The sequence below is a fragment of the Siphonobacter sp. BAB-5405 genome (assembly GCF_002872335.1).
Taxonomy (GTDB): domain Bacteria; phylum Bacteroidota; class Bacteroidia; order Cytophagales; family Spirosomataceae; genus Siphonobacter.
Map to the genome: position 1 here is coordinate 149,237 of NZ_NJAG01000003.1, position 25,159 is coordinate 174,395.

The following is a 25,159-nucleotide window of genomic DNA, read 5'->3' on the forward strand; positions in this document are numbered from 1 at the left end:
TCATAAAAGAACAAAACCTGGTTCAGAAACTAGAGACAATAAGTAACAAATGTAACGGTGTCACACTTAACCTCTAAACTAATTTACGGCGTATCCAAGCTATTTGTATAAAGAAAAAGCAGCCCCAAAGGCTGCTTTTTTCGTGGCTTATTGGTCGTTTCATAATCTGACAGAAAGAAACTTGTTAAATAAATATATCGATATTAAAGGTACCCATGGGCATTGATCCAGCGAGTAATAACGTCTTCATTGACTGAGTACTGGAAAGAATTGCTTGATTTTAGATAAGGGAATTAAGCAAACATAAAACCCAATACACGTAAATAATCGTAAGTAATTTTTGTAGCGTTCTTTTCTACAAGTAGGCCTGTAAGTTCAGGAGTTAGCGAAGTGGAATAATTTTTTTTAACAAGTTCACTCGATTTTACGCAGGCTTCAATATCCACGCCAGTCCTGAGCTTTAAAAGACTATTTATAATACAAATTACCTGCGAATCTTGCCGACGCTATCTGACATTTACTGAGTGTTTAGGATACGTATTAAGAAAAATGGTAGTGCATCTATTTGCTCTGATACTCGTTCTATGGAACCTCTTCAACCCCTTGAAAAAGTCCGGCCCAAAACCGGTTCTTTCATCGTTTGTGCCAGCCTTTTACTCGGTATAATCCTGACCGATGAGGTACAGGCTCAGCAAACGAAACCGGATTCACTGGCAAAGCCGGATACGCTGGTTCTCCCAGTACCCAAAGCCGATACGATTACCAAACCACGCGTTCGACCCGACTCAACGCCTACGCCCCGCCGGGTAATTCAACAGGATAGTCTGGTGATTCCATCCAACACAGTTCCGAAACCAGCGGTTCGGCCTGATTCGGTCAAAACACCCCGCCGCGTCACCCAATCCGATCGTTTAGTCATTCCTACAGACACAATTCCTAAACCGGCTAATGTACCTAAGCCAGCCCATACAACGAAACCCGTAGCGGCAGATTCACTACCTGTAACGCCGCCAAATGCCCAGGTTGCAGCGGATAGTTTGACCGGCGGACGCTTCGTAAAAGGCCGGGTTACGGACGAAAAATCGGGTGGCCTGCCCGGCGTAGGAATCACGGTTAAAAACACAAAAATCCAAACGATTACCAATACCGATGGTTCGTACCAGTTAAAAGTACCCAATGATCAGGCCATCCTGGTCTTTAGCTTCACCGGGTACAAACCTCAGGAACAACCCGTGAATCGACGCCCTGTACTCAATGTACGATTGGTGCCGGACGTAAAGGCCCTCAACGAAGTCGTTGTCGTAGGGTATGGTACGCAAAGCAAAAGAGATCTGGCTACGGCTACTTCCCGGGTCGCCGCTACGGAGATCAAAACGGCCGTTGTCAATACCGTCGATCAGGCTTTGCAGGGGCGGGTTACGGGCGTACAGGTAACGGAAACTTCCGGCGAACCCGGAGCGGCAACCGTCGTACGGATTCGGGGCAATAACTCGTTGAGCGGAAACAACGAACCATTGTACGTGATTGACGGCTTTCCGATGCCGCCGTACCGCGAAGCTTCGGCCAACTTTACCGGAGCCTATGCCCAGAATGGACTTTACGGCATCAATCCAAACGACATCGAAAGCATGGAAGTGTTGAAAGATGCCGCGGCTACGGCCATTTACGGTTCCCGGGGAGCGAATGGAGTGATCCTTATCACTACGAAAACGGGTAAACGCGGGGAAGGACGGGTAGAGCTGGTCAACCGTACCTCGTTCGGACAGATTTCGAATCCCATTCGTATGATGAACAGTCGGCAATACGCGGAGATCATGAATGAATCCTACGCTCTGACAAACCGGGAAGCACCCTTTAAAGATCTGAATGCACCTTTGACCAATACTGACTGGGTGAAAGCCATTACGCAGCCCAGCTTCCGGCAGGACATTACGCTGGGCGTTTCCGGCGGTAGTGCCAAGTCATCGTATTACATTTCCGGCAACTACCTGTTCGAACGCGGTACCATTATCAATTCTGATAATAACCGGGCCAGCTTACGGGCGAACATCAATACAGATGTGAATGACTGGTATACCCTTCGGGGGCAGTTGTCGTTTGTACGACAAAAGTCCAACCGGGCGATCACGTCCGGACGGGCCTGGCCTAATTCCGGTGGTCTGCTGGATGGCTTGAAAGCCCCGCCAACTATTGAGCTGAATTACCTGGGTTTTAACAGCTCGGGCATTCCCGGATATTCGGGCTACTACTTTGCAAATCCCTATAATGAGTTAACGTTTAAGACGGACGTTTCGCAAAATGACTACTCCGTCATCAATCTGGAAAACTGGTTTACAATCGCTAAAGGCTTACAATTCGTCGTCAGCTTAGGAACGAACCAGAACCTCACCCGGCGGCAGGTCTTTCTACCCCCGACTACCGCGGAAGGATACGCCTCGAAAGGAAGCGGGAGCAGCGGGCTGGCCAATACCTATAGCTACAACGTAAACGCCTATTTTCTGTACGAAAAAACCTTCGCCGAAAAACACTACCTCAATACAACGCTGGGGGGGGAATACAACAGCCAGATTTTCGAACAGCTCAATACCATTTCCAGCGGTTACGCCATTCCGGCGTTTGGCGTGGATAACATTGGCAGTGCCCAGAATCAGAGTATCGGCTCATTCAAGGAAACCCGAACGCTGCAATCGGCTTTTGTGCGGGTCAATTATTCCTTCAAAAGCAAGTACGTGCTGAATACTTCCCTGCGGCTGGATGGAGCTTCTCCTTTCGCCCAGAACAAGAAATACGGCCTCTTTCCGGCAGTAGCTCTGGCCTGGAATCTGAACGAAGAAGGCTTCATGAAAAACGTAAAATTCGTGTCGAATGCCAAATTCCGGGTTTCTTACGGCGAAACGGGAAGTCAGGCCATTGGGCCTTATTCCTCGCTCACGCAGTTTTACAGCGGTTTCTATCAGTATGGGCAGGAGGGAGCCATTGGAACGAGCTTGTACTCCACCACGATCGGTAACCCCAACCTTTCCTGGGAACGCACCCGGCAACTTAATGCAGGTTTAGATTTCAACTCCGCCAACGACCGCTTTGTATTTAGCTTTGATTTCTACAACAAGCGTACGCTGGGTCTTTTGCAGCCACGTACGCTGCCCTCGCAGTCGGGCGTGAGTACTATCCTTGACAATTACGGTTCGATGGAAAACCGGGGCGTGGAAGTCAGTGTACAGGCGAATATCATCCAGAAGAAAAACCTGGTATGGTCTTCCCGGCTGAACGTCTCCCGAAACATCAACACACTGCTGGATTTAGGGGAACGCAAGACGCCCGATTACGTCAACATCAGTGGAAACCTGCTGGGCGGTACTTCGGGTATTCTGATACCGGGACAGCAGGTGGGACAGTTTTACGGGTTACGAGTTATTGGACTGGCTCAGCCCTCGGACTTTACGAACGAAGGTACTCCCCAGTATCCTTACGCCATTCTCAGTGATCAGATTCCGGGAACGTGGAAGTATCAGGACTTGAATAATGATGGTAAGATCGACGCCAACGATCGGCAGGTAATCGGAAAGTCCAACCCGGATTTTATTTTCGGCTGGACAAATGATTTCACCTGGAAGAACCTGAGTGTAACCGCCTTCTTCACGGGTTCGGTTGGAAATGATGTATTGAACCTGACGCGTTTTTACCTGAATAATGGTCTGCTGGATTACCAGGGGGTCATCTTCAACCAAACCGAAGACTGGTACTACAACCGCTGGACTGCCGATAGGCCCCATAACAACGTCCGATATCCGAGTACCCAACGCGGCATCAGTTCGAGCGACATCAATTCGGCAATTCTGGAAGATGGCAGTTTTGTTCGGCTGAAGATGCTAACGATTTCGTACGGTTTTCCGAAAATCGGACCGGTCAAAAACCCTCGGTTATTCGTAACGGGTACCAACTTGTTCACGCTGACCAAGTACACGGGTTTCGATCCCGAAGTAAGTTCCTTCAACCAATCACTCTTACAGCAGGGCATTGATTACGGAGCCTATCCGGCCCAAAAGTCTTTTACGATTGGATTGTCCTGTAATTTTTAATGAGCCAACCTATGAAATCAATAATCTTTGCTTTAAGCCTGCTCACCTTCGGGCTGGTGGCCTGTCGGGATAATCTGAAGGAAGCACCCTTTTCATCGCTTTCCGAAGATCAGGTATTCAGCGATGAAGAGGGCTTGAGTAAGGCAACGCTCGGCGTGTATCAAATCTGGACTTCGGCCAACTATGCAGACGTCTGGAGTCGCTTTATTCTGAGTGAAGCCGGACAACGCTACACCACGGGCGGCATTCTCGGTCCCGGTGGCGACCCTTTCTATCGCTATGGGCATTTACCTTCGGCGGGTGCTTTTGATGCCGTGTGGAGCCGCATGTACAAGGTAGTGTACCGGGCTAACATCGTGATTGATAATGCCCGTCGGGCAGTAACTAACGACACCCTGGCAACGCCCTACATCGCCGAGGCCCGCTTCTTACGCGGCTATGCGTACTTCAATCTGGTGCGGGATTTCGGCAGCGTTCCCCTGCTATTACGACAGATTATTTCACTCAACGACCGGGACCTGATTTATGCTCCGAAGGCAACCACGGAGGAAATTTACGCGGCTATTGTCGAGGATCTGACGTTCGCAGAGAACAACCTGCCCGATCAGTGGACGGGTGAAAACCTGGGCCGCGTTTCGGCGGGTACGGCCAAGGCCATGCTGGGTAAAGTCTATTTACAGATGGCGGGCCGCCCCCTGAACAAAACGGAATACTACCAGCGGGCTGCCGAGAAATTACAGGAGGTAGTAGGAGCGGAAAACGAAGCGAAGTACAACTTCGGGCTCATGGACGATTTTCGGGACGTGTTCTCACTCGAGAATGAACGCAACAAGGAGCTGGTTCTATCCTTCGGTTATTTCATCAATTCCTCGAATCCGAACGGGAACATCTTTCCATTTAATCTTTTTCCGCGAGGATTAGTGAATGGGGATGAACAAACGGGTTTTGGCTATACCTACGATTTCTACAAACTTTACGAAAAAGCCGATACCCGGCGGGACTTTACGCTGGTCGATCGCTACGTATTTCGGGGTGTGGCGAATGGTGGGGCTCAGCCGGGCGACAGCATCATTTATGACCCGCAAACCTGGCATTACCGGGTGAAACGTACGGGTGAAATTTTCCTGCAAAGCAATTTTGAATGTGGCGTGGCGTATGGAAAACTGGCCCGGGTCGCTCGCCCGGAAGGATCGCCCGCCCAGGGCTACAGCTCGGATTTGATTGAACTGCGGTTCTCGGACGTACTGCTTGGTCTGGCGGAAGCCTACGTCGAAACGGGGAAACCTGCTCAGGCTTTGCCGCTCTTGAACCGCGTACGAAGCCGGGCCAAAGCGACCTTAGTACGAGCCAGTGATGTGGCTTCCTTGAGGCAGGCGATTCGCCGGGAACGACGGCTGGAATTGACGGGAGAATTCAATACCGTTTATGACATCCGCCGTTGGGGAACGCTGAAGGAAGAAATGGACGCGATCACGCCCCGGCAGATTATCAACAGCGTACTGACTCCGTACAATGCTAAATTTGAAATTTATCCGATTCCGCAATCACAACTCGATGCGAATCCCAATTTGCGACAGAACGATGGTTGGTAGAAACACCAAGAAAAAGCCGATGGTTGTTACAACCATCGGCTTTTTCTTGGTGCTAACGCGAAACTATTTCTTCAGGATCGGCAGCAGAATTTGACTGGCAGCCGTACTGTTATGAAATACTTTGATGTTTGCCTTTTGAAAGTCAGAATCCTTGGCCTGATAGATGTCCACAAACTTCTGCGGATTGCGATCCACCAGTGGGAACCAGCTACTTTGAATCTGTACCATGATCCGGTGGCCTTTTTTGAAGGTATGAGCCACGTCGGGCAAGGCGTATTTCACCTGCGTTACTTCATTGGGTACAAAGGCTTCCGGCTTCTCGAAACTCTTCCGGAAACGACCCCGCATCACTTCACCGCGTACCAGCATTTGGTAGCCATTCATAATGTAGGAATCTTTATTGGTGTACTGGAAATCGTCGGGAAATACGTCGATGAGTTTTACCACGAAATCAGCATCTGTACTGCTCAGAGCAACTTGTAAGTCGGCCAGGAGCGTACCCGCCAGCGTAACATTTTCGGTGAGTTCATCCGTCTTGAATACCAGTACATCGGGGCGAATGGCGGCAAATCGCTGATCGTCCGTCATATATTCCCGCGTACGGGAGCTTTTCACCCCTTCTGCGTAGGGAACGGGTTTCGCCGGATCACTTACGTATTCGGTAAAGGTACCGGGAGCGTTCGGCTGTTTAAAGCTCAGTTTGCCGTTCGCCTGGAGGTACAGCGGCGTTTCGGTAATGCCCTTGGGAGGCCATACATCAAAGGTTTGCCATTGGTTTTCTCCGGTAAAGAAAATCGTAGCTTCTTTGAAGGAGGCAACCGAACCTTTGCCTTTCAGGTAGTAATTAAAGAAGGGTACTTCCACTTTTTCGGCGTAATACGTACTGGTAGCACTACCAAACTGCACGTTCCCCAGGGAAGAACCATCGCTGCCGCGACCTGCCCACTGGCCGTGGAACCAGGGACCCATGATGATCTTATTGTCATTTTTGGCTTTCTTCTCGATGGCCTGATAGGTGGTCCAGGCACCAAAGCAATCTTCGGCGTCGAACAGGCCTCCGACGACCAGTGTCGCAATGCCCGCGGGTACTTTATCCGCGAAATTGCGAACGTTACGGGCTTTCCACCAGGCATCCATATTGGGGTGCTGCATCATTTCACTCCAGAAACGTACGCTGTCGCCAGCCATTTTCGTGAAATTCGGTAAGGCTCCCGTCCGCAGAAAAAAGTCGTAGCTATCGTCCGTAGGCAGGGTCATGCCTTTCGGTCCGACGCTGGTGGGTTTAGGATGCGGATAACCGAAGCCCCGGGCGACGTAAAAGTTGAAGGCATCCATGAGCATAAAGGCTCCGTTGTGGTGAAAATCGTCACCTAAGAACCAATCCGTTACCGGAGCCTGCGGGCTGGCTGCCTTGAGGGCCGGATGATTACTAAGGGCGGCCATCGTCGAGTAAAAGCCGGGATAAGAAATACCAAATACGCCTACTTTCTGGTTGTTGTTGGGCAGGTTTTTGACGAGCCAGTCGATGGTATCGTAGGTATCACTGGCTTCGTCAACGTCGGTTTTAGCTTTTTTGCTGGGATTAAAAGGCCGGACATCTTCAAAGACGCCCTCGCTCATCCAGCGACCCCGTACGTCCTGAATCACCATGATATATCCTTCTTTCAGGTACTCTTTGTAATGGTTGACGTAAAAAGGCCGATACACATCCGCACCGTAGGGGGCACAGGAGTAGGGCGTCCGGGTCATCAAAATAGGATGTTTTTCGGACTGATCTTTCGGCAGGTAAATGGAAGTGAAGAGGCGAGTCCCATCTCGCATCGGAATGTACTGCTCCAGCTTGGTGTAGTTGTTGCGGTACCAGGTAGAGTCGGCGTTCTGAGCCTGAGCCAACAGGGGTAACAGCCATACCAGTAAGGTACGAAGGTGTTTCATAAAAGGTAGGTTTGTAAGAGAAGAAACGAAAACGTGAAGTTACACGGATTTGGTACGATTAAAGCGAATACCGATTTTGAAATTTTAGCCATAAAAAAAGCCCGACCGAAGCCGGGCTTTTTCAGCAGAAAGTCTGAAAAGACTATTTTCCACGCAGTGAACGAGGGATATCGATCGTAGCGATAGGAAGACTTCTCGCGTTCAGGATTTCAACGTTTTCAACGTTTACTTCGGCAACCCGTACGGATTTACCCAAGTCAAGTCCTTCGATGCTTACTTCTACGAAATCAGGGATGTTTTCAGCCTGACCACGCAGCGTAATTTTACGGAGTTTCTGAACCAGTTTACCCCCTTTGATAACCCCTGGAGAGTTACCTACGAATTTCACAGGAACGTTTACCTTGATAGGCTTGTCCGTGATTTCCAGGAAGTCAGCGTGCAGCAGTGCATCGTTAACGGGGTGGAATTGCGTGTCCTGAAGAATGGCTTTGCGAATTTCACCTTCGATGTTCAACGTTACTTCGTACGCATCGGGCGTGTACAAAAGATCACGGAACAGAATGGTAGGAGCAGAGAAGTGAATTTGCTCGCCACCTCCGTATAATACCGATGGAATAAGTCCTTCGGCCCGAAGATCTTTCGATTCTTTCTTGCCGAGATTCGCTCTTTTAAACCCTACAATCTCGAGTTTTTTCATTGTGTTTGGTAATAAAAGCTCCGGGATGAACCCGAAACCGTGTTAGTAATGAATAAAAAGGGAACTAATTGATTCGTGATCACGAATGCGTCCAATGGCTTTGGCAAATAGCTCGGCCACTGACAATACCGTTACTTTGGGGTTGTCCTGTTTCTGAGGAATGGTATCCGAAACGATCAGCTCTTCGAGTACGGAATTGTAAATATTGTCGTGAGCTTTTCCGCTCATCACCGGGTGAGAACAGATGGCCCGTACGGATTTGGCTCCTTTGTCGAGCAACAGTTGAGCTGCCTTGCAAATAGTACCTCCCGTATCAATTAAATCATCGACTAAAATAACGTTGGCGTCCGTCACGTCGCCAATTAATTGCATGGAAGCAATTTCGTTGGCTTTCTTGCGGAACTTATCCACGATTACCAGGTTCGAGCCGGGGAAGAAACTGGCGAACTTCCGGGTCCGGGCTACGCCTCCCACGTCGGGCGAAGCAAACACCAGATTATCCAGATTTTTCGAGCGGATGTACGGAACGAAAATGGACGCCCCTTCCAGATGATCCACCGGAAAATCGAAGAATCCCTGAATTTGTCCCGCGTGTAAATCCATCGTAATCAGACGATCAGCTCCGGCCGCTGTCAGCAGGTTGGCCACCAGCTTGGAACCGATGGAAACCCGTGGCTTGTCTTTCCGGTCCTGGCGAGAATAGCCGAAGTACGGAATCACTACGGTTACGTAGTGAGCGGAAGCCCGGCGGGCCGCGTCGATCATCAGCAACAGTTCCATCAGGTTTTCGGCTGGTGTGAACGTGCTCTGAATGAGAAATACATCGCAACCCCGAATGGATTCGTCGAAACTCGGGGACATTTCACCGTCGGCAAAACGTTGCACGGTGACGGTTCCCAAATCTTTGCCGTAGAAACGGGCAATTTTTTGGGCTAGATATTGACTGGAACTGCCTGAGAAAATTTTTACCGGATTGGAAGCCATCGGTCTCCTTGGAAATTGAGCCGCAAAGGTAGAAAAAAAACGAACGAAAAAACCGGTTGACTTAAAAAAAAGCTTGTTTTTAGTCAACCGGTCGAGGGATGGAAAAGCCAATTATTCGGCTTTTGTGAAGGTTGTGGTACGGCCTAACATGGGTGTACCGATGTAGCCGCGAACGGCTAACTCGCGATCCGAAACTTTGGTGATTTTGCAGGAGTAAGTTTTTCCGTTTCGGGGATCATAGATTTTTCCACCCGACCAGACTTTTTCGCCATCAGATTTGAAATTAGAGAGAATAACCATTCCCATCAACGGTCGACTGCGTAGTTTCTCGTCGGGATTATTGACATCCTTTTTAGGCTGATTAGCCTGTACTTCCTTGATCCAGATAATCTTTCCAAAGTACTGGTCACCCTGCTTGTAAATCTGAATTTTTGAGGTTTTTTCTTCATTGAACCAGACCCCCTCAATATCGGCGGCCCATGCCGAGAGCAGAACGGAAAAGTACAAAAGGCCTGTAAGCAGCATTTTCATCGTTGAACGGAGAGTTTTTTGTAAATCAACGTAACCAGAAAAGCAAAAAGTATGCCCACCGCGGCTCCGGTCAGTACGTCGAGCGGGTAGTGGGCCCCCACGTATATGCGGCTGTACGAAACGAGAGCCGCCCAAAGGAACAGCCATTTAATCCAGGGGTGTTCTTTGCCAAACAGGATCGTCAGGACCATTACAAAACCAAACGTATTAGCGGCGTGGCTGGAGGCAAACCCGTATTGGCCGCCGCATTCCCACACGACGTGAACCATTCGCTCAATGGAAGGTTCGTGACAGGGCCGCAGCCGGGCCACCCAGGGCTTGAGTACGCTGCTGGTAAACTGATCTCCTAGGGCAATGGTCGCTACGCAGGCGAGTACCACGCCGATGGCTTTCTTTTTGAACCGCCAGAAAAGCCAGGCTAAAATCAACGCGTAGAAGGGATACCAGAACTCCTGATCGGAAATCCAGTACATGGCGTGATCGAGCCAGGTGGCGTGGGCTCCGTTAAGGGCCAGAAATAATTCCGTATCGAGTTGGTTAAGCATAAGGGGCGTTGATCAGACGGATAAACAAACTTCCCGAAAGCGGCGTTGCCTTCGGGAAGTGAACGAAGAAGGGATGCCTGGAAGTACTAGGGTTTAAAAACCCAGTACCTCCCGAACCCGCTTGATGGTTTGCTGGGCAATAACCTTGGCTTTTTCTTCCCCCATACTTAGAGCTTTTTCCAGCTCTTCGGGGTTTTGCATGTAGTAGGAGAAACGCTCCCGTTCGGTAGCAAAGCGTTTCAGAATTAGTTCGTACAAAGCCTGCTTGGCGTGACCGTATCCGTAGTTGCCACCGGCGTAATTTTGACGCATTTGTTCGGTTTCTTCGGGCGTCGCCAGGAGCGAGTACAAGGTGAACGTTGTATCGCCTTCCGTTTTCTTGGGTTCTTCGAGTGGCGTCGAATCCGTTACGATACTCATGACGGATTTGCGAAGCTCTTTTTCGGGCAGAAAAATGTTGATATAGTTGTTGTACGACTTCGACATCTTCCGACCGTCCGTACCCGGAATCGTCATGACTTTTTCGCTGATCCGGGCTTCGGGTAAAACGAGAATATCCCCGTAGCGATGGTTGAACGAAGAGGCAATATCCCGCGACATTTCCAGGTGTTGTCGCTGGTCTTTACCCACGGGTACCAGCTCGGCATCGTACAGGACGATATCAGCGGCCTGTAAGACCGGATAAACGAACAGCCCTGAGTTTACGTCGGAGAGGTTTTCCGATTTGTCTTTAAACGAGTGAGCATTGGCCAGCATCGGGTAGGGCGTGAAGCACTCCAGATACCAAGCTAGTTCCGTATGTTCCGGGATTCGTGATTGCCGGAAAAAGACATTTTTCTCCGTATCAAAGCCACAGGCCAGCCAGGCGGCAGCGATGGCGTACGTATATTGGCGACGTGCTTCACCGTCTTTCAGTGAAGTCAGCGAGTGTAAATCGGCAATGAAAAAGAAAGATTCATTGGCCGGTTCCTGCGAGAGTTCAATCGAAGGGAGAATAGCACCCAGAATATTTCCCAGGTGAGGAAGTCCGGAACTTTGGATACCCGTAAGGATGCGAGCCATCAGAAATGAAAGGATTGATTGTGACGTTTGCCCGTAAAAAGAGCTTTCTAATTTTACTGCAAAACTGCAATCTACGATCCGCAATCAAAAATAAGTACCGGGATGTTTGTTCTTTTTCGAAAGACCAGGGGTAGAGGGCTAGGCAATTGGATTTGTTTTTTGAGGATCTGAATAAGCTTATAGTAGGCATGAGCTATGTTATTAAGATAGTAGCAGGTCCGTTTGTCGTCTCGCTGAGAAGGCTGGTCATTTCTATCTCTACGAACCTCAACCCCTTTTCAAACGTTATCAAACTTTAAACAAACCAGGCCATTCAAATCCCAAAACACTCCTTCATTATGCCCCAGATTCCGGCTTCGACCCTGAAATTTTTAAAAGAATTAGCTCAAAACAATACGCGTGAGTGGTTTCAGGACCACAAAAAACAATGGGAGGGAGTTAAATCAAATTTTGAAGTAACCGTCCAGGATCTGATTTATCGCATTGGTCGGTTCGAAAACCTGGCGGGCATCCGCGTACAGGACTGCAATTACCGGATTGCCCGCGACGTACGTTTTTCGCCCGATAAATCACCCTATAAAACCTGGCTGGCGGCCAGCTTTGGTGAAGGTGGACGTAAATCGTCCAAGATGGATTATTACCTGCATATAGCCCCCGGTAAATCGTTTTTGGGTGGAGGCATGTGGGAATCAACGCCTTCGCAGTTAGCCAAATTTCGTCAGGAAATTGATTACAATCCCCAAGAAATCAAAGGCATTATTGAGGCTCCCGCTTTTAAAGCCCATTTTGGCGAACCTGAAGGAACCTCCCTGAAAACCGCTCCGAAAGGCTATCCAAAAGATCACCCTGAAATTGAGCTACTTCGTCGGACGCAGTTATTTTTTTCGCATTCCTTTACCGATCAGGAAGTGCTATCTCCTACTTTTACCCAGAAGGTGGAAGAAAGCTGTTTGATCTTAAAGCCCTATCTGGATTTTCTCAATCTTATTTTTGAAGAAAGTACTGACGAATAAGGCTTGAAATTAATTCGAAAGAAAGATTTTTGAGTGGAAACAAACCGAAGGAATATCTTCTCTTCTAGTGAATTAATTTTTAAATGGCCTTGTTCTATCTCTGTACGAAAGCGACAAGCGGAGCAAGTTTCTAGGCATTGGTTGAACTTTCACGAAGCGAATCCGTTTTAACCTTCGAATCATCTAAGCATTTTTAATATATTAAGGAAATGGCACACAAGACAATTGAGGCGACCGACTCTAATTTTGAGCAACTTATCAATTCTGATAAACCCGTTTTAGTAGATTTCTGGGCTGAATGGTGCGGACCTTGCAAAATGATCGGACCCGTAGTGGAAGAATTAGCTGGCGAGTACGAAGGCAAAGCCGTAGTAGCGAAAATGGACGTAGACGCTAACAGCACGACGCCCTCTAAATTCGGAATCCGTAGCATCCCTACGCTGATGATTTTCAAAAACGGAGAACTCGTTGATAAAGTAGTTGGAGCAGTACCCAAACCCGTACTGGCTCAGAAACTGGCTGCTCAATTATAATATAAAGTTTGAGTTCGTTTGAAAAAGGTTTGAGCGATTGGTTCTCAAACCTTTTTTGTTGGTAGATAAACGAATGACCCGAAAGTTTACAGGCTTTCGGGTCATTCGTTTATCTAGTAATTGATCTGCTTAGAGTGCCTCTATCGCCCGCAGAATCACATCACAGGCCTGACGAATTTCGTCTTCCGTAATCGTCAAGGGAGGAGCGATTCGCATGGAGTTGTCGCAGAATAAAAACCAGTCGGTGATTACTCCGTTTTCGATTCCGTGATCGATAATGGCTTTCAGTTCGCCGAAATCGGCAAATTCCACGGCCATCATCAAACCCTGATTCCGGATTTCCTTGATTCGGGGATGTACCAGATACTTTTTGAAGAGTTCGGCTTTAGCCGCTACGGATGCACACAGGTTTTCTTCCTGAATGGTTCGAAGTGTAGCCAGTGAAGCCGCCGCACTGACGGGATGCCCGCCAAACGTAGTAATATGTCCCAGAATAGGATTATTCTTAAAGACGGCCATGAGCGGCTGCGGAGCCATGAATGCTCCAATGGGCATACCGCCGCCCATTCCTTTGGCTGACAGCAGAACGTCGGGTACAACACCAAATTGCTCGAATGCCCAGAAGGAACCCGTACGACCGAAACCCGTTTGTATCTCGTCGAAAATTAGGAGCGTACCCGTTTCGGTACAGCGATCGCGTAAGGTTTGCAGGTATTCCTGCGAAGAAACGCGAATGCCCGACTCGGCAGAAATAACTTCAATAACAACGGCTGCGGTACGGGAAGTAATGTTCGCCAGATCAGTCAGTACGCCGTGGTGAATATGCCGGATATCAGGGAGTAAAGGGCGGAACTGACGTTTGAAAAAGTCGGCTCCCGCCAGACTCAGGGCTCCCTGCGTAGAACCGTGATACGCATTAAAACAGGAAATAATTTCGGTACGACCGGTGAACCGCTTCGCCAGTTTCATGGCTCCTTCTACGGCTTCCGTACCCGAATTGGTCAGGTACACATTGTCAATCGCGTAGCCCGAAGGCGTACGGTAAGCGGCTAGCGTTTCGACCAGAGCCTGAGCCAGTAAGACTTGCGGAGCCTGTACATATTCGCCATAAACCAGCGTATGCAGGTAATGATCCACCTGATGTTTGATGGCCTGAACCACTTTCGGATGTCGGTGACCGACGTTGGAAACACCGATGCCGGAAATCAAATCCATATACGCCTTTCCGTGGGGACTGTATAACCAGATTCCTTCGGCTTTTTCGATTTCCAAAGCCAGCGGAAAATCCGACGTTTGGGCCAGGTGATTTAAGAAAAGCTGTCGTTGATGCATAAAAAGGTAATCACAAAACCCGCGTTAGGGTTCAAAAAAGCAGGCCGTTCCGCCTACCCAGGTAAAATTCTGGTTGAAGCGAACGCCAATCATTTCGCCGCGACTCAGGCGGCTTAAACTCGTGAGTAACTCGGGCCGTTTCGCCTGATCGGGCCAAACATACAACATCCGGATTTCACACTTCACCCCACCGTCGGGAGCCTCAATGACGGGCTCGTACTTCACTTTTTTCTGGAGAATGTAATGTTCCGGATCAGGAAGAGCAGCTAGCAATTCGGCCGTTGGATGTAGATTGACGCCCATCCCCGCGAAACTGAACAGGGGTTTGAGTACGTAATCATCCAGATTTTCGGGAAACTGACCCTGAAAATCGCTCACGTATCGTGCCTGAGGTACGTACGGAGAATTCAGCAGGGGAAGAATGTATTTCGAAATCCGGAAAAACCAGTTGGGATGCCCCACCCAGGTTACATCTACGTCGTCCGTCAGCTGATACGATACCGGCATATCTGGGTAGTGCAACAGATCATCAAAAATCAGTCGGTTGTACATCCGGCGAATCGGTGTTTTGACCCCATCCCGGTCGTAGTAAAGCGTTCGACCTTCTTTCTGAATCTTGGTAAAGCAAACTGACCGGATTCCCAGCAGCTTTTCCGTAACGGCAAAATCCACGCGGGTTTTCTGTTTTTCCGGAAAGATTTCCAGCAGCACGCAGTGGGCGGGGTCTTCGCCGTCCAGAATAAGGTCTTTAAGCTTCGTTACATAAGCCTCGAAATCGTACCCGCCGAAATTCCAGATCAGCGAATCCGGGATCGAAAAGTGCTCTTTAAACTTCTCCGGTAAATAGCCCTGAAACGCAAACAGCGAAGGAAAGCCCTGTAATTCAATCAGTTGGGGTACTAATTCGCCGTTTTCATCTTTGCATACGGCAAAGTCAATCGCCAGAAAATGCGTATGTTCATTTTCATTGGGAACCCGCTGATCCGGTGGAATGGCCGCCTCGGTTTTTGCTTTGAAATCCGGAGCGGTGATGGTATCAATAAACGATTCGCAGGCCGTAACGAGCTTTTCGCGTAAGGAAGCCGGAACAAATACGGGCGTTTCGGCTAGACGGAATTCCAGTTGATTGGGCCAGTCCTGGTGAATCGAATCCAGAAATTCCTGGTACTTTTCTTCCGAAAAAGCGGCATTATAACTCCGACGAATCGTTGAAATCATAGCGAATGGATAAAGAGTGCGGTAGGGGATTAGTTAGCAGCCAGTTTATGGTAGGCATCCCGCAAAAACGTCGGAATAATAACCGATTCCGTCAGCAGAATTTTATCCGGATCGTTGAGGTGATCGACCATGTTCTGGTACTTCTCGTAGCCGTGCTCATCAATGACCTGTTTCTGTTTCTCGGGCTGCTGGAAGTAGCGTAACATCCCCACGGCATCGGCTTCGGGGTGAAACTGCGTACCGAACACTTCGCGTGAAAACCGGACCGCCATAATGGCCCGTTCCAGCGGCACGTGGGGACGAATTTTCTCCCGGCAAAGCACTTTTGCTCCGATGGCATCAATCCGCGAAAAGTTGGCATTGATGATTTGGTAATCCCGCGAATCCACCGCCCAGAAGGGATCGGGGAGTAATTCCAGGTACGGCTCGTCGTAGCCATTGGCCGTTTTATGAATCGGAAACGTACCGAAGCTGGTCGATTTACGACGCGTTACCGTGCCAATGCCCAGGTGATGACTCACCATCTGAAACGAGTGACAGATAAGCAGTAAAAATTTCTTGGCAGTCTGCGTTTTGTTGTGTTCAAAAACCTGATCAATCAGATCGAAATAAGCCGTACCCCAATCACCCGTTTCGAGTGGATTTCCAGGTCCGCCCGTCGAGATGAAAATGTCAAAATCGGCCAGAGCGGGTAACTCACCTTGCTGCCGAACGTCAAAAATTTGCACGACGCAGCCGCCAATTTCCTCCGAAAATTCCTGTACTAATTGCTGAATACATCGCATTCCTTCATTAGGAACACCATTATATAAATCCAGAATGGCCAACCGTATCTGCTTCATAAAACCAAGTTAATCTACTCGTAGTTAATGGCTTATCGCTTTTTGTGGTTCAAAAAGCTGAAAAATAAAAGGTAAAGATCGGTATACGTTCGCAAAAACACAGCCTTTTATCGAATCCCGTGCCGGGTTTCTTCGACGATGTAATCCACTACACTTTTAAGGTCTTGCGTCCGTTCCCAGACGGCCAGCTGCCGGTCTGCTCCCGTACCCATCTTCAAAATCGTATTGATGTATTCCACTTCCTTACGACTGCCGAGTTCATCGAGTACATCGTCCACAAACTCCATTAGTTCCTGAGCGAGCGTTTCGTAGGGTACTTCTTCCTGACGGCCGAAATCAATCAGTTTTCCCGAGATGCCATACCGGGCAGCCCGCCATTTGTTCTCGCTGATGAGAGCCTTGCGGTAAAGCCGGAAGTTCAGATTCTGCCGCATCAATTTGTAAATTTTCACCACCAGAGCCTGCATGAGAGCCGCCAAACAAATGGTTTCATCCACCCGCATGGGAATGTCACAGATGCGAAACTCAACCGTATCGAAATGCGGATGCAGGCGAATGTCCCACCAGATTTTCTTGCCGTCGTCGATGCAATTAGTCTTGACTAGTAAGTTGATGTACTCGTCGTACTCGTTGGCGGTATTGAAAAACTCGGGAATACCCGTACGCGGGAACTTGTCAAATACCTTGGAACGGTAGCTTTTGAAGCCCGTGTCACGTCCGCACCAGAAGGGCGAGTTGGTACTTAAGGCATAGACGTGCGGAAGAAAATACCGGACGGCATTCATGATTTCCAGTCCTTCGTTGCGGCTCGGTATGCCGACGTGCACGTGCAGGCCAAAAATGAGGTTGGAACGGGCAACATCCCGCATTTCGCTAATAAGCTGGTCGTACCGGGGATTGGGCGTAATGAGCTGATCAACCCAATCAGAGAAAGGGTGCGTACCAGCCGCAGCGATCCGCAGATTCTGCTTATCGGCCAGCTCCATGATTTCCCGGCGTAAGTACGTGACTTCCTCGCGGGCTTCCTGAATGTTGGTACAGATGTTCGTACCCACTTCCACAACGGCCTGGTGCATTTCTGCCTTGACCCGTTCCTGCAGGATAATTTTTCCACCGTCCACGATCTTGCTCATGTGCGAGCGAAGTTCGCGGGTCTCGGGATCTATGGTTTGAAACTCTTCTTCAATGCCAAGGGTAAAGACGGGCATAAGGGCTGAGGAATTGGAATGATACAGAGGTGGACTGGGGTAAATTTGAGTGGGTTTGAGGAGGTTAAAGTTTGAAATGGTTTGATGAACGTTTAAGGTTTGAAAAGATTCATACACAGGCAGTTTCAAACCATCAAATGTGCTTCAAACTTTAAATCTAATTTCAAACCTTAAACCCGCTTAAACTCCTCAAACCTCCCCTAAAAACTCGTCAGCGGCTGATTCGTTACGCCGGCTTTGGTGAAATCGCCCCAGGTTAAATTGAGTTTGCCTTCTTCATAAGTGAGTGCCCGTTCGATGGCATAAGCTGCGGCCGTTTCTACCACCCACTCAAAGTTGGTTTCTCCTACCGAATACACATCGGCATCGGGAGCCGGATTGCAGAAGTCGATGGCAATAGGTATACCATCCCGCACGGCAAATTCGACCGTATTGAAGTCGTAACCCAATGCCCGGTTGAGACGAAGGACGTAGTCTTCCATCGTTTTCATTAACGCCGGGTTTTCCGGGAAATCGGCGGCGTAGCGGAGGTGATGCGGGTTACGGGGCTCATAAGGCATAATCCGGACGTGCTTGCCGCCAATGCAATAACAACGATAGTACGATTCGAAATCAATGGCTTCCTGCAGGAGCATGACCAACTGACCCGTTTCATCATAGGCCTGGAAGAGTTGGTCCGGATTATCTACTTTATAGACATTTTTCCAGCCACCGCCCGCGTGAGGTTTCATAAAGGCCGGAAATCCGATGTACTGGTAAATCTCCTCCCAGGGCATCATGGCCAGATTTCGGAATGAGGTTTCCTGCGTATCATCGGGCCGTGCTTTCGAGGGCAGCAATACCGTATTCGGCACCGGAACGCCAATTTTGGTAGCTAGAGCGTTATTAAAAAACTTCTCGTCCGCACTCCACCAGAAAGGGTTATTGATAACAATAGTACCCGTGAGAGCCACATTTTTCAGGTATGAACGATAAAATGGGACATCCTGTGAAATCCGATCAATAATCACGGCATACTCACTGGCTTCACCCTGTACTACTTTCCCAACGCTGACGGGCTCAGCCTTAATTCCTTCGGGGGCGATCAGATTAACTCGTTCCACAAAAGCCGCCGGGAAGGTGTTTTCCATACCGTGGAGAATACCGATTTTTTTCATAAGAAAAGGGAGTGGTTGGGGTCCGTTAGTACGGATGCTAAAGGGTTTAAATTCTTGCGAGGTATTCGGGAAACATTTCCCGCCAGATGGGCCAGTCGTGGGTACCATGCCACCGCACGTCGAGCCAGTGTGGAATTTGTTTGGTACTCAGAATTTGCGAAAGATGCTCGGTAGAAGGCCGGCAAAAATCGGAGATACAGGTACCCAAAATAATCTGCATCCGCCACAGGTTTGCGTCATGGGAATGGGGCAGATAATCGGGTGGATTATTGAAATAGACGTTGTCATCGTAATAGCCGTCCATGAAATTTCGAATGTCAAAAGCGGCTCCCATCGTAAAGAGATGCGAGACTTTCTCGGGATGGCGAAACGCCACGTTGGCCGCATGAAAACCACCGAAACTGCATCCACTCACGGCGACGGTAGGCGTATGGTTTTCGTGTTGCATCCAGGGAATCAGTTCTTCGTTCAGAAAACGGTCGTACAAACTAGCCTGATAGACCCGGTCCGAAGGGTGTAAATGCCGGGCGTACCAGGAATCCGAATCAATCGTATCGACGCAGTATAACTTGATTTTACCGGCTTCAATGAGCGAGCGGGCGGATTCTACCAATTGCACATCTTTCGCTTCATAGTAACGATGCTGGCTGGTCGGAAATACTAAAACCGGATAGCCCCAATGTCCAAACACCAATAACTCAATATCCCGATGGAGAGAATGCGAGTAATACTTAATGTACTGTTCGTTCACTAGCTGATGAAGTTAGAGCCTACAAGATTATTTCGATTTTTAAAGAATCCAAATAATTAATGGGTTTTTAAGCTTGTTTTGCCTTCAATAAAGAAGTAAATCAAATTTGAGTAAAATTTAATTTGGTTTACTGCACTTGTTCGGTCCTGAAATAACTCGTAACTTACCCATTTTTACCCGCCGTATACTGATTTCCAGTAGAAAAGCACGTCGACTGATTTTAATTCTACGCCCTTGTATTCATTCACTGTCACGAGTCATGCGGTAACGCTAACTTCCCATTCCCTGGAGCGACCAGTTTCCCTGATGTTTTTGCTTCCCCCGGACTATGAATCGTCTACCCAGTCGTACGCCACCCTGTACCTCAATGACGGCCAGGATTTTGAACGGTTGCGACTTCAGGAAACCCTAGAAAAGTTATACCAGCAAAATCAGGTGCCTGGTTTGCTAATCGTGGGTATCCATGCGAATGAACGACGGCTTTCGGAATACGGAACCGCTCACCAGCCTGATTACAAGGGGAGGGGTGATCGGGCAGGGGCTCATACCCAATTTGTACTCCATGAACTGGTGCCGTACGTTGAAAAGCACTTTCGCGTACGCAAAGAGCGGGAAAGCCGGGTGTATGCGGGTTTCTCACTGGGTGGACTTTCGGCCCTGGATGTGTGCTGGAATCATGCGGACGTATTCTCGAAGGTGGGCGTTTTCTCGGGAGCACTCTGGTGGCGAAGTCGGGCGTATGACGAAGGCTACGATGATGCCAATGACCGGATCATGCACGTTCAGATCCGAAACACGATTGGGAAACCCGCTCTAAAATTCTGGTTTGAAGCGGGAACCGATGATGAAAAGGACGATCGAAATAACAATGGTATCATTGATGCCATTGACGATACGTATGATCTAATGTATGAACTGGAAAGGAAGGGATATATACGGGAAACGGATTTTACTTATCTGGAAGTAGAGGGCGGACAGCATAATCCGGAAACGTGGGGAGCCGTAATGCCAGCCTTTTTACAATGGGCTTTCAACGATCAATTCTGATACGTAGCAATTGCATTCAGTTTTAATTTATTGGTTTTTATAACGTTTTAGTAACGTTTAATTTTGATATAATTACGTTGATTGATAGTGGTATTGTTTTGAAATCCATTGGAAATCAGTAACTTTTGATGGCGAAGTGTAAGGCAATGAGGGTTGGTGATAGGACCGGGCAGGAGGGGAGTGGGTTTTTCATTTTCCCAGGATTTTGTGCCTGCCTGAATCCGAGTCCATGCAACCCTTTCGTTGTTTTTTGCATATTGACGAAAGACCATTAAACCGTTTTCCGGTGAAAAAACTTCTCTTCCTTATTTTTACCTGCTTTCTTTTCAGTCATGCCCGGGCTCAGGGTATCCGGGGAACGATTACCAGTAAAAGTGGCGAAATACTTCCCTATGCTTCCATTCAGGTAAAAGGTACTTCGACGGGAACCATGTCAAACGGAGAGGGGAAGTACGAAATTGCCCTGAAACCGGGTGCGTACGAACTACAGTTTCAGTACCTCAATCACCAGACCGAAACCCGAAAAGTAGAGGTCTCCGCCGACTGGCAGAACCTGAACGTAGCTTTGCAGGAAATCGCGATTAAGTTAGCCGAAGTACGAATTGGGAAGAGCAAGGAAGACCCCGCTTATACGATCATGCGGAAGGCCATCGCTACGGCTCGTTTCCATCAGCTGGAAGTAGATACCTGGTCGGCTCGCACGTACGTGAAAGGAAATTTCCGGATTGAGAAAGTTCCTTTTCTATTTGAGGATGCCCTCAAGAAAGCCAACCTGCAGGTAGGGACCACGTATATTCTGGAATCAATCAATGACCTGAACTTTCGCCAGCCCAACCAGGTGACCGAAAAAGTAGTATCCATTCGCTCGAATTTACCACCGGGCAGCAATCCAGCCATCAATTTTGCCCGTCTGAGCTTTTATAATCCGATGCTGGGCGAAATCGTCTCTCCTCTGTCGCCGAAAGCGTTTGGAATGTACCGCTTCGAATACCTGGGTTTCTTTAATGATCGGGGATTGGTCGTCAACAAAATTAAAGTAACGCCCCGCAGCAAAGGCCTCAACGTATTGGATGGTACGCTGAATCTGATCGAAGGGAGCTGGAGTATTCATAGTCTGGACTTTAACTTTCAGGACGAAACCGGGACGCAGTACGGCATCCGGCAATTATTCTCACCTTTTGAGGGCGTCTGGATGCCCGTACAGCTGGAGACGACCGCCAAAATCAATATTCTCGGAGCAAAAGGCGAAACCCGCTACATTACGTCGGTTCGTAATTATCAGGTCAAGCTGAACCCCAGGTATCACCAGATTCCGGAAGTAGTCGATGAGAAAATTGATAAGGAAATAGCGGCAACCCTGCGTAAAGCCAACACACCCGCACCCACGCAGGCGACTCGTAAGCAGTTGCGAAAAATGGTGAACCAACTGGAAAAAGAAGACCGGAAGGAGCGGAAAAAGGCGGGGGAAGACGTTACCGTCACGCGGAACTGGTCGTTCGAAATTGATACCCTGGCCCGCAAACGACCTTCAACTTTCTGGGAAGGGGAGCGGCAAGTGCCCCTGACGAACCTGGAAACGCAGGGCTACCAGCGAGCCGATAGCCTGTACAAAGCCAACGAAGTGAAAATTCGGAAAGATTCCATTCGAAACCTGCCCAGGTTTAAATTCATGCAGTTACTCACCGGCCATACGTATCGGTATGGGCAACGAAAGGAGCTGGAGTGGTATCCACGGGTACTAACCTTTGAGTCGCCCGTGTTTGATCTGACCAAAGGTGAATTTTTCAATGCCGTGGAAGGATACGTACTGAAAACCAGACTCAGTTACGTGGAACGGCTCTCGAAGGTCAAAAGTTGGAATGCTTCGTTGGCGGGGCGGTATTCGTTTGCCCGCCAGCGACTCAACGGGGGACTTTCCCTGGGGTACACCGTTGAAAATACATCGGTACGACTCAGTGGAGGCCGCAATGTGTTTCAGTTCAATCCGGCGGACCCCATCCCGGAATCCCTGAATACCTTTTATACGCTTTTTCAGGAACGGAATTACATGAAGCTTTACGAAAAGTCGTACCTAACGCTAGCCGGAACGCAGAAATTGGGGAACCGGCTCTCCGTGTCGGCGGCGTTGAGTTGGCAGGAGCGGAATGCCCTGACGAATAACGTTTCCCGAGGCTGGGTAGACCGGCCGGATGTTGCCTTTACTTCCAACGATCCTGAAAATAGAGCGTTGGCCAACCAAACGGCTTTTCCTCGTCATCAGGCCACTGTACTAACGATGGACTTTTCGTACCGACCTCTGGCCAAAGCAGCCATTATGAATGGACGACGGTATACACTTTCCAACCGCTCACCCGAGCTCACCGGAGCGTATCGACACGGCTGGACGGGCGGGCAATCATTTAATCAGATCGAATTGGGGATACGGGATGAGCTTAGCATTCTGCGAAATTCCTTCTCATACGCTGTGCAGGCGGGTGCGTTTCTGAATAAACCGCTGTACTTTACCGATTACCGCCATTTCAACGGAAATGAGATCATCTTTCAGAATCCGGGCCTCAACAACTTCCGTAATCTTCCTTTTTACCGATTCAGCACGGCTAACCGTTACCTGGAAGCTCATGGGCTGTACGAATTCCGGAAGTTTCTGCTCACGCAAATTACACCCCTCCGGTTATACGGCATCAAGGAAAGCCTACAGGTCCACTTTCTCAACACTAAAGAAGTCAATCATATAGAAATTGGTTACGGGTTTGGGGGCATTCTGAAGGTGTTTGGAGCGGAAGTGCTGGGTACCTTTCAAAATGGGCAGTACAAGGGACTGGCGTTTCGGGTGCGAACCAACTTATAAAAAAACGCTTCCGAAAACAGGCCGTTTTCGGAAGCGTCGAACTGGATGGAAGTAATGATTGAGTAGGTTAGGGCAGCTCAATCAAAAACTGAAGGGTATCCACGCCGTCGGCGTAATCCCAAAGTTCGGGCGATTGGGTTTGACCGAAGGGAATACTAGCTGGAATCGTAGTACCGACCACGCACTGAATCTTCTCCGATTGCTCCGCAAGTTTGGCCTCAACCTCTCCAAGGGTACCGTAGCGTTCGTAAAACAAGACTGAAATAGGAGAAACCAGGGTATCACTTGCGGTAACGGACAAAAAGCCGTTATCAAGGAAGGGCACGCGGTTCACCAGGTAAATGGAACGATTGTAGTCGTAATTATGAACGTACTTATGGTTGTTGCTGACGGTTTCCAGCGAGGCAATTGCCTCAAAGAAGGGCGTGAAGTCGTATTCGTTCGGCACGTATACTTTCGAAACATTCCGGCAGCCGAGTCCGTAATACGTCAGAATGTCACGGCCCAAACCCAGTAGTTCTTCGGACGTTTCGTTACCCGAAAGCACCGCTACGGACGTACGGTTTTTCCGAATCAGGTGCGGTTTATGGGCAAAGTAGTAATGGAAGTGCCGGGCGGAATTGTCAGAACCCGTCGCGATAATGGCGTCGATTTCTTTCATCAATTCTGTGTACGTCAGGTAATTGGCCAACCGTGGTTCAAATTCTACCAGTTTTTTCAGTAAGGCCCGGATCAGAATTTCATCCTGTGAACTAGGCTTCAGGTACGCATGATGCCCGGCAATGAGTACACAGAGAATATCATGAAAACCAACGGCGGGAATATTGCCCGCCAGAATCAAACCAACTTTCCGGGGGCTACGCTCCTGGGCTAACGCAGGGTAGCGATCCGCCCAGGCAGTCAAATGATCGAGCGTGAGAAAGTGCTGAGCCAATTCCTGTAAACTCTTCACGACCAGTTCCGGAATAAACCAGCCGTTTTTACGATACGCGATTTCGGCCCATTCCTGCTGTTCCTGTTTGCCGCTCTCGCTGCTGAGCCAATTTCCCAGTTGGACAAACGCCTGTATTCGATCCGATAATTGCATATTTTATCTTCAATAAGTGATAACCGAGTCGGTTTGTCGAGTTTTTTTTGAGACCCGAACTTTATTTAGTTACATTTGTAACCCGATTGGATTAATAGGCTACGAAATTACTAAACGCGACTGACATGGCCATCATGATTACCGACGAGTGCATCAATTGTGGTGCCTGCGAACCCGAATGCCCCAATACCGCTATTTACGAAGGCGGGGTTTCGTGGACGTTTGCGGGAGGTACTGCTTTGGTGGACGTCGAATTAGGCGACGGGACCGTGATGAGTGCGAAAGAAACTCAGAGTCCCTTTTCTGAAGAATTTTACTATATCGTTACGGATAAGTGTACCGAGTGCATCGGGTTTCACGAAGAGCCCCAGTGTGCAGCGGTATGTCCGGTAGATTGCTGCGTGCCTGATCCCGATAATGAAGAGGATGAGGATACGCTTATGGCCAAAAAATCATGGCTGCATAACGAATAGACAAGCATACAGGTATTTATGAAAACCGTCTTCTCAGGAGGCGGTTTTTTTATTGGGATTGGGTACTGACACCGCTTGGTTTTCCCTCTCTACTTCCCAAAACCTTTGAAAAAAGAACGGCTCGAACGGCCGTTCTTTTTTTTGCACTATACGAGGAGTGACTAACATAGGTTAATTTTTAAAATATTTTGTAAATTAACTTACAATCGAAATAATATGTTTGCA

20 protein-coding genes are annotated in these 25,159 nt (G+C 48.8%); 7 read left to right on the plus strand and 13 right to left on the minus strand.

Going from position 1 to position 25,159, the window contains the following annotated elements; all coding sequences use genetic code 11:
• Positions 1–584 precede the first annotated feature (584 nt).
• Together BWI97_RS03280 and BWI97_RS03285 are read left to right on the plus strand one after the other, a co-directional pair.
• Positions 585–4,079, plus strand: coding sequence for a TonB-dependent receptor (locus tag BWI97_RS03280; protein WP_102200023.1), 3,495 nt, complete (start codon positions 585–587; stop codon positions 4,077–4,079).
• An 11-nt stretch (positions 4,080–4,090) separates the two neighbouring features.
• On the plus strand, positions 4,091–5,671 hold the full coding sequence (locus tag BWI97_RS03285; RefSeq protein WP_102200024.1) for a RagB/SusD family nutrient uptake outer membrane protein: 1,581 nt from the start codon (positions 4,091–4,093) through the stop codon (positions 5,669–5,671).
• A gap of 63 nt (positions 5,672–5,734) precedes the next feature.
• Here the strand turns inward: BWI97_RS03285 and BWI97_RS03290 are convergent, their stop codons facing one another.
• The 6 genes from BWI97_RS03290 to trpS all read right to left on the minus strand — a co-directional run bounded on the left by BWI97_RS03290 (position 5,735) and on the right by trpS (position 11,425).
• Complete coding sequence (locus BWI97_RS03290; RefSeq protein ID WP_102200025.1) at positions 5,735–7,606, minus strand: CocE/NonD family hydrolase; 1,872 nt, start codon at positions 7,604–7,606, stop codon at positions 5,735–5,737.
• A 142-nt stretch (positions 7,607–7,748) separates the two neighbouring features.
• The gene (locus BWI97_RS03295; protein WP_094809043.1) at positions 7,749–8,303 is read right to left on the minus strand and encodes a 50S ribosomal protein L25/general stress protein Ctc; all 555 of its coding nucleotides are present in this window, start codon (positions 8,301–8,303) and stop codon (positions 7,749–7,751) included.
• A gap of 42 nt (positions 8,304–8,345) precedes the next feature.
• Positions 8,346–9,287: a ribose-phosphate pyrophosphokinase gene (locus tag BWI97_RS03300; RefSeq protein WP_094809042.1), complete on the minus strand. Its 942-nt coding sequence runs from the start codon at positions 9,285–9,287 to the stop codon at positions 8,346–8,348.
• Between the two features lie 111 nt (positions 9,288–9,398).
• Entirely contained in the window at positions 9,399–9,818 is a 420-nt protein-coding gene (locus tag BWI97_RS03305) for a DUF2147 domain-containing protein (RefSeq protein ID WP_233207741.1), read from the minus strand.
• Positions 9,815–10,363 (minus strand): phosphatase PAP2 family protein, encoded by a 549-nt coding sequence (locus BWI97_RS03310; RefSeq protein ID WP_102200026.1) that lies wholly within the window; start codon positions 10,361–10,363, stop codon positions 9,815–9,817. Before BWI97_RS03310 ends, BWI97_RS03305 begins: the two co-directional genes overlap by 4 nt.
• Positions 10,364–10,456: 93 nt before the next feature.
• Positions 10,457–11,425 carry a tryptophan--tRNA ligase gene (gene trpS, locus BWI97_RS03315; RefSeq protein ID WP_102200027.1) on the minus strand — a complete coding sequence of 323 codons (969 nt, stop codon included), beginning with the start codon at positions 11,423–11,425 and terminating at the stop codon, positions 10,457–10,459.
• Positions 11,426–11,763: 338 nt separating this feature from the next.
• Between trpS and BWI97_RS03320 the strand changes: the two genes are divergently transcribed.
• The gene (locus BWI97_RS03320; RefSeq protein ID WP_199181981.1) at positions 11,764–12,438 is read left to right on the plus strand and encodes a DUF2461 domain-containing protein; all 675 of its coding nucleotides are present in this window, start codon (positions 11,764–11,766) and stop codon (positions 12,436–12,438) included.
• Between the two features lie 209 nt (positions 12,439–12,647).
• Entirely contained in the window at positions 12,648–12,971 is a 324-nt protein-coding gene (gene trxA, locus BWI97_RS03325) for a thioredoxin (RefSeq protein ID WP_102200028.1), read from the plus strand.
• 129 nt (positions 12,972–13,100) lie between these two features.
• Here trxA and BWI97_RS03330 read toward each other — a convergent pair whose 3' ends face one another.
• The 6 genes from BWI97_RS03330 to BWI97_RS03355 form a co-directional block, all read right to left on the minus strand.
• The gene (locus BWI97_RS03330) at positions 13,101–14,303 is read right to left on the minus strand and encodes an aspartate aminotransferase family protein (RefSeq protein ID WP_102200029.1); all 1,203 of its coding nucleotides are present in this window, start codon (positions 14,301–14,303) and stop codon (positions 13,101–13,103) included.
• 24 nt (positions 14,304–14,327) lie between these two features.
• Positions 14,328–15,521 carry a hypothetical protein gene (locus BWI97_RS03335; protein WP_094809038.1) on the minus strand — a complete coding sequence of 398 codons (1,194 nt, stop codon included), beginning with the start codon at positions 15,519–15,521 and terminating at the stop codon, positions 14,328–14,330.
• A 29-nt stretch (positions 15,522–15,550) separates the two neighbouring features.
• The gene (locus tag BWI97_RS03340) at positions 15,551–16,363 is read right to left on the minus strand and encodes a type 1 glutamine amidotransferase (protein WP_102200030.1); all 813 of its coding nucleotides are present in this window, start codon (positions 16,361–16,363) and stop codon (positions 15,551–15,553) included.
• Positions 16,364–16,470: 107 nt separating this feature from the next.
• A complete protein-coding gene (locus tag BWI97_RS03345) occupies positions 16,471–17,571 on the minus strand; it encodes a carboxylate-amine ligase (RefSeq protein ID WP_094809058.1) in 1,101 nt (366 codons plus the stop codon).
• Positions 17,572–17,771: 200 nt separating this feature from the next.
• Positions 17,772–18,728, minus strand: coding sequence for a RimK family alpha-L-glutamate ligase (locus BWI97_RS03350; protein WP_233207742.1), 957 nt, complete (start codon positions 18,726–18,728; stop codon positions 17,772–17,774).
• A gap of 46 nt (positions 18,729–18,774) precedes the next feature.
• Positions 18,775–19,479 (minus strand): esterase family protein, encoded by a 705-nt coding sequence (locus tag BWI97_RS03355; protein ID WP_102200031.1) that lies wholly within the window; start codon positions 19,477–19,479, stop codon positions 18,775–18,777.
• 234 nt (positions 19,480–19,713) lie between these two features.
• Between BWI97_RS03355 and BWI97_RS03360 the strand changes: the two genes are divergently transcribed.
• Positions 19,714–20,526: an esterase family protein gene (locus BWI97_RS03360; RefSeq protein ID WP_255402746.1), complete on the plus strand. Its 813-nt coding sequence runs from the start codon at positions 19,714–19,716 to the stop codon at positions 20,524–20,526.
• A 286-nt stretch (positions 20,527–20,812) separates the two neighbouring features.
• Positions 20,813–23,374, plus strand: coding sequence for a DUF5686 and carboxypeptidase regulatory-like domain-containing protein (locus tag BWI97_RS03365; protein ID WP_158242673.1), 2,562 nt, complete (start codon positions 20,813–20,815; stop codon positions 23,372–23,374).
• A gap of 67 nt (positions 23,375–23,441) precedes the next feature.
• Here BWI97_RS03365 and BWI97_RS03370 read toward each other — a convergent pair whose 3' ends face one another.
• The gene (locus BWI97_RS03370) at positions 23,442–24,461 is read right to left on the minus strand and encodes an acyl-CoA reductase (RefSeq protein WP_102200034.1); all 1,020 of its coding nucleotides are present in this window, start codon (positions 24,459–24,461) and stop codon (positions 23,442–23,444) included.
• A gap of 125 nt (positions 24,462–24,586) precedes the next feature.
• Between BWI97_RS03370 and BWI97_RS03375 the strand changes: the two genes are divergently transcribed.
• Positions 24,587–24,934: a 4Fe-4S dicluster domain-containing protein gene (locus tag BWI97_RS03375; protein ID WP_094809031.1), complete on the plus strand. Its 348-nt coding sequence runs from the start codon at positions 24,587–24,589 to the stop codon at positions 24,932–24,934.
• The last annotated feature ends 225 nt before the right edge of the window (positions 24,935–25,159 follow it).